The sequence below is a fragment of the Kitasatospora sp. NPDC057512 genome, from assembly GCF_042802135.1.
Classification (GTDB): domain Bacteria; phylum Actinomycetota; class Actinomycetes; order Streptomycetales; family Streptomycetaceae; genus Kitasatospora.
The window spans coordinates 1-5,225 of record NZ_JBHVET010000628.1 but is presented as its reverse complement, the minus strand read 5'-3'; the positions used below and the strand labels follow the sequence as shown (position 1 = coordinate 5,225).

Sequence of the window (5,225 nt, the reverse complement as noted above, 5' to 3'; positions counted from 1 at the left end):
GGGGTGGGAGCCGCCGCCGTACGTGTCGCCGTGTTGCGCACCGTTGCGGGCCGTTGCGGGCCGGTGTCCGGATCGCGCGTCGATCTTGTCGGTCGGCGCGGCGGCTGCGTACGTTCGAAACGCACCACCCGACCGGCCCAACCCGGGCCGCCCCTCACCCCGCGGAGCCCACCATGTCGCCGAACCCCCGACCGCTGCGGAAACTCGGCTTCCTGACCATCGGGCTCTTCGACGAGGCGGACCCCCGCCGCGGCCACGAGTCCACCCTCGACCTCATCACCCTCGGCGAGCGGCTCGGCTTCGACAGCGCCTGGCTGCGCCACCGCCACCTCCAGTACGGCATCTCCTCCCCGGTCGCCGTGCTCGCCGCCGCCACCCAGCGCACCAGCCGCATCCAGCTCGGCACCGCCGTCACCCCGCTCGGCTGGGAGAACCCGCTGCGGCTCGCCGAGGACCTGGCCACCGTGGACGTGCTCTCCGGCGGCCGGCTCAACCCCGGCTTCAGCGTCGGCCCGCCCACCCACTACGCGCACCTGCGCGACGCGCTCTACCCCGACACCGGCGAGCAGGAGGACTTCAGCCCCCGGCGCGCCGAGCGGCTGCTCGCCCTGGTCCGCGGCGAGGACGCCTCCGACTTCGCCGGCACCGAGGGCATCGAGGTGTACTCCCGCCGCGTCCAGCCGCACTCCCCCGGGCTCGCCTCCCGGCTCTGGTACGGCGCCGGCAGCCTGCGCTCGGCCCGCTGGGCCGGCGAGCAGGGGATCAACCTGCTCACCAGCAGCGTCGTGAAGGCGGAGGGCGACGACACGGCGCCGCTCGACTTCGCCACCCTCCAGGCCGCCCAGATCCGCGCCTTCCGCGAACGCCACCCCGACGGCGACCGCGCCCGGGTCTCCCAGGGCCTGGTGGTCATCCCCACCGACAGCGCCACCCCCGAGCAGCGTGCCAGGTACCAGGCCTACGCCCTCGCCCGCACCCCGCGCACCCTCGCCCCGCAGGGCCCGGCCCGGCTGCTGTTCGCCCCCGACCTGGTCGGGACGACCGAGGAACTCGTCGAGCGGCTGCACGCCCACGCCGGCTACCGCGAGGTCGACGAGGTCGCCTTCGCCCTGCCGTTCACCTTCGAGCACGAGGACTACGTGCAGATCCTCACCGACCTCGCGACCCGCCTCGGGCCCGCCCTCGGCTGGACCCCCGGCCAGGAGTGAGCTCGCCCGCCGGCCGGTGAGCGGGCGCCACCTCCGGTGCGGCCGCCGCCAGGGCGCCGGTCAGAGCAGGCGCTTGATCTCGCCGCGCGCCCGGTAGAAGCCGCCCGAGGCGGACTCCCGGACCTCGGCGACCAGGTAGCGGGCCCCGGGGATCCGGATGTCCTTGGGGAACTGCACCCGCCAGGACGGGTCGTAGCCCTGCGAGAGCACCCGCACGCGCAGCCGGGCGCCGTCCTGGACGCACTCGACCTCGACCTCGCCGCCGGTCCGGGTGGTGGCCACCGCGACCGTCTCCAGCCCGGCACCGGCCCGCACCGGCTCCCAGCCCGCGCCCTTGACCTCGGCGGTCTTCGGCAGCGTGCCGTCCTCGGCCGCCCGCACCGCCTGCTCACTGGCGTCCAGGCAGGCCAGCGAGCCGTCCGTCGTCACCAGGTAGAGCCGCCCCGCCCGGTACTGCATGCTGTACGCCGAGCCGCAGCCGGTGGCGAGCTTCCACAGCCGCGTCCCGTCGGCGGCGAAGCAGTACACCGAGGAGTGGTTGTCCCCGGCGAAGACGTACTCGCCGTCCGGGGAGGCCGCGCAGGAGAAGACGGCGGCGTCGCAGCGGTAGGCGGCCACCTCGGCGCCGTCCGCCTTGCGCAGCCGGTGCACCCAGCCCTGCCCGGTGCCGGCGAACACCTCGTCGGCCTCCTGCCAGCCGAACAGCACCTCGCCCCGGGTGGGGGCGTACCAGCGCTGGTCGCCGCTGCGGTTGTCGTAGCGGGCGACCCCGCGCGAGTGGCCGTGGTAGACGCCGTCGGCGTCGCAGCGCACCATCCAGCCGGACCGGCCGTCGGCCTGGCGGCGCCACTGGAACTCGTCCTCGTGGTCCACCGTGGTCAGCCCGCCGCGCTCGTCGGCGACGCCGAGCACGCCGTCGTGGATGTCGGGCCAGAAGATGTCCACGTCCTGGGCTATCTCGTACGCCACCCGCGGGACCTTGCCGCCCAGGTCGTACACCTTGCCGTCGTCGCAGCCGGCGTAGATCCACCAGTCGTCCGCGACGATGCACTTCACGCCGTCCGGCAGACCGTAGCGGGCCGTCACCTCGCCGTCATGGGTGAGGGTGTAGACGTCGCCGCGCTCGTTGCCGACCCAGGCGTGCTCCTCGCCGACGAAGATCCCGAAGGCGGGCGAGCCGGAGCGGAAGCGCCACAGCAGCGGCGCCTGGCGGGCGGTCGAGCGGCTGCTGACGATCTGCCGCCTGGTCACCTCCCGGCGCTGCCGCACGCCCCGGACGGCCGGGGCGTAGCCCTTGCGGACCTTCTCGCCGATCTTCTTGGCCGCCGCCGAAGCCGCCTTCTCCGGGCTCGGGTACGTCGTCGCCTTGCTCTGCCCGGGCTCGCCGATCCGCCCGTACCGTACCGTCACCACCTGGCCGGCGAGCCGCACCTCGTAGAACTTGTGCGCACTCCCCTCGTCCTCGGACAGTTCGAGGTACGTGACCTGCTCTTCCACGGCGACGGACACGGCGCGGTCCCCTTTCGGGCGACGGAGATTTCGGGCAAGGGAAGCGGGGCCGACGGGACCCGCCCGCCGACACCCCAGAAGCTACGACCGGGCACTGACAATCGGCTCCGGTCACGGGCGGGACCCGTGAAGTCAGCCCAGGTCGGCCAGGACGGCGCAGCCTCCAAGATCCCCCGACCTCGTCACCCGCGATCAGCTCTGCGTCTCCTCGCGGCGTCCGACAGCGGCCGCATCGGGTACGACGAGCAGCTTGCCGGTGGTACGCCGAGCCTCCAGATCGCTGTGGGCCTGGGCGGCCTCGGACAATGCGTAGCGGCCCGTTACGGTGACCTCAAGCGCCTTGGAGCGCACCCACTCGAACACATCGGCGGCCCGTCGGAGCAGTTCGGACCGATCGGCGATGTAGTGCCCGAGGCTGGGCCGGATCAGGGTCAGCGAACCGCCGTGGGCGAGCCGAATCGGATCAAACGGCGGCACGGCACCACTCGCCGCGCCGAAGAGCACGAGATGGCCGCGGGTTCGCAGGCTGGCGAGGCTCGCATCGAAGGTGTGCGCGCCGACGCCGTCGAAGACAACCGGCAGTCCCTGACCGCCGTTGAGCCGCCTCACCTCGGCTGCGAGATCGTCGACCGCGGAGGAGAGGATCACCTCAGCGGCCCCGGCACGCTTCGCCAGCTCGGCCTTCGCCGTGGTCGACGTCGTGCCGATCACCCTGCCGCCGAGATGGGTGATGAGCTGGGTCAGAAGCAGCCCCATGCCACCGGCAGCCGCATGCACGAGCACCGTGTCGCCCCCCTGAACCGGGTAGGCGTCCTTGACGAGATAGTGCGCGGTCATGCCTTGGAGGAGCACCGCGGCGGCTGTCTCGAAGCCGATGTCGTCGGGCAGCGGCACCAGCCGGGAGGAGTCCACGACGGCCCGCTCCGCATACGTGCCGGGAATCTCCACCCAACCGACCCGGTCCCCGACTGCGACGTCAGCGACGCCGGGTCCGACTTCGACGACCGTGCCGGCGCCCTCAGCACCCGGGGTGAAGGGCAGCGGGAGGCTGTACCGGCCTTCGCGGTGGTAGACGTCGAGGAAGTTGACCCCGGATGCGGCGACCTCCACGACCGCTTGGCCCGGGCCCGGCGTCGGTTGATCGATATCGACCAGTCGCAGCACCTCGGGACCGCCCACTTCGGACACCTGAATCGCTCGCATGACCCCTCCTGAAACGGCAGACTTCCCTCACCAAACTCCACTCGTGGCGGTCCTATTTCCGCTCGCGGTGAGGTGCCGTAGCCGTCACGTTCAGGTCAGCGACATGAAGCCGGCTGTGCCGACCAGCGCGCCTCTGCCGCGTACGGCACCGGTGTTGTCGAAGGCGCCGATCAGGGTGCCCGGCCCGGTCTCGGCCTCGGTCAGTCGGCGCAGCGTCGCGGCCAGGGGCTTGCCGGCCTCCTCGGCGTGGCTGGAGGTGAAGGCGCTCGGTGTCTCGCGCAGCGCGGCCAGCCGGAAGTCCCGGTACGGTTCGGCGTCCGCGACGCCCAGCGGGCGAAGGGTGACGGGTTCAGCCGAGGCGGACACGGGTGCACCTCGTCACGTACGGGAAGGCGATCTCCTCGCGGCCCGCCAGGTCCGGGTGGGTGGCGAGCAGCTGCTCGACGTCGGCCAGCAGGCGGACCCGCTCGTCCTCGGGCAGCGCGATCACGTAGCTGCGCGAGGCGACCATGTCGACGATCCCGGCCCGGGTGGTGGGGTGCTCCCAGCGGATCTCCAGTCGCTCGGGCGCTCCGAACGGTGCCGGGAGGGTCGGCCGGGTGTCGATCCGCTGCGGCGCCGAACGGTGCATCAGCACGCCCAGGGCGGCCGCCCAGGGCTCGGACTCGTCCCGGACGTTCCACACCAGCGCGAGCGTCCCGCCGGGGGCGAGCACCCGGGCGATCTCCGGTACGGCGGCCGCCTGGTCGAACCAGTGCCAGGCCTGCGCGACCACCACGGCGTCCACGCTGCCGTCCGGCAGCGGGATGCGCTCGGCCGAGCCCGCCCGGACGGCCGCCCTCGGCACCGCCGCGGCCAACCGGGCCCGCATCCCCTCGTCGGGCTCGACCGCCACCACGTCCAGGCCCGCCTCGACCAGCAGTCCGGTCAACTTGCCCGTCCCGGCGCCCAGGTCGAGCACCCGGCGGGCCTCCCGGGGCACCGCCGAGCCGACCAGCGCCCGGGGGTAGCCCGGCCGACCGTGCTGGTACGCGTCCGCCGCCACGCCGAACGACCGCGCCCGCAGCCTGCCGGCCCACCGCCTGGTCGCCCCCTGCCGCGTCATCCCGCAGGCCCGCCCGATCTCCTCCCAGGTCGCCTCCCGCCCGCGCCGCAGCTCCTCCACCAGCTCCGTCCGCCGCTCCTCCAGCGCCTCGATCACCCCCGACAGCCTCCGCAGCCCCTCCACGCCGCCGCGACCGGCCACGTCCTCCGCCACCCGCCGACCAAGATCATCCGTCTCCATGGCCCGGCACTGTACGGAGC

5 protein-coding genes are annotated in these 5,225 nt (G+C 73.5%); 1 reads left to right on the top strand and 4 read right to left on the bottom strand.

What is annotated here, in order from left to right; genetic code table 11:
• The first annotated feature begins 173 nt into the window (after positions 1 to 173).
• Positions 174 to 1,208 (top strand): LLM class flavin-dependent oxidoreductase, encoded by a 1,035-nt coding sequence (locus ACFU6K_RS30755; RefSeq protein WP_380668542.1) that lies wholly within the window; start codon positions 174 to 176, stop codon positions 1,206 to 1,208.
• 60 nt (positions 1,209 to 1,268) lie between these two features.
• Here ACFU6K_RS30755 and ACFU6K_RS30750 read toward each other — a convergent pair whose 3' ends face one another.
• The 4 genes from ACFU6K_RS30750 to ACFU6K_RS30735 all read right to left on the bottom strand — a co-directional run.
• Positions 1,269 to 2,717 (bottom strand): WGR domain-containing protein, encoded by a 1,449-nt coding sequence (locus ACFU6K_RS30750; RefSeq protein WP_380668540.1) that lies wholly within the window; start codon positions 2,715 to 2,717, stop codon positions 1,269 to 1,271.
• 192 nt (positions 2,718 to 2,909) lie between these two features.
• Positions 2,910 to 3,920, bottom strand: coding sequence for a quinone oxidoreductase family protein (locus ACFU6K_RS30745; RefSeq protein WP_380668538.1), 1,011 nt, complete (start codon positions 3,918 to 3,920; stop codon positions 2,910 to 2,912).
• A gap of 90 nt (positions 3,921 to 4,010) precedes the next feature.
• Positions 4,011 to 4,286: a hypothetical protein gene (locus ACFU6K_RS30740; RefSeq protein ID WP_380668536.1), complete on the bottom strand. Its 276-nt coding sequence runs from the start codon at positions 4,284 to 4,286 to the stop codon at positions 4,011 to 4,013.
• Positions 4,270 to 5,225 (bottom strand): class I SAM-dependent methyltransferase (locus tag ACFU6K_RS30735; RefSeq protein ID WP_380668534.1); only part of this gene is annotated, 956 nt, incomplete at its 5' end. The genes ACFU6K_RS30735 and ACFU6K_RS30740, both read right to left, overlap by 17 nt.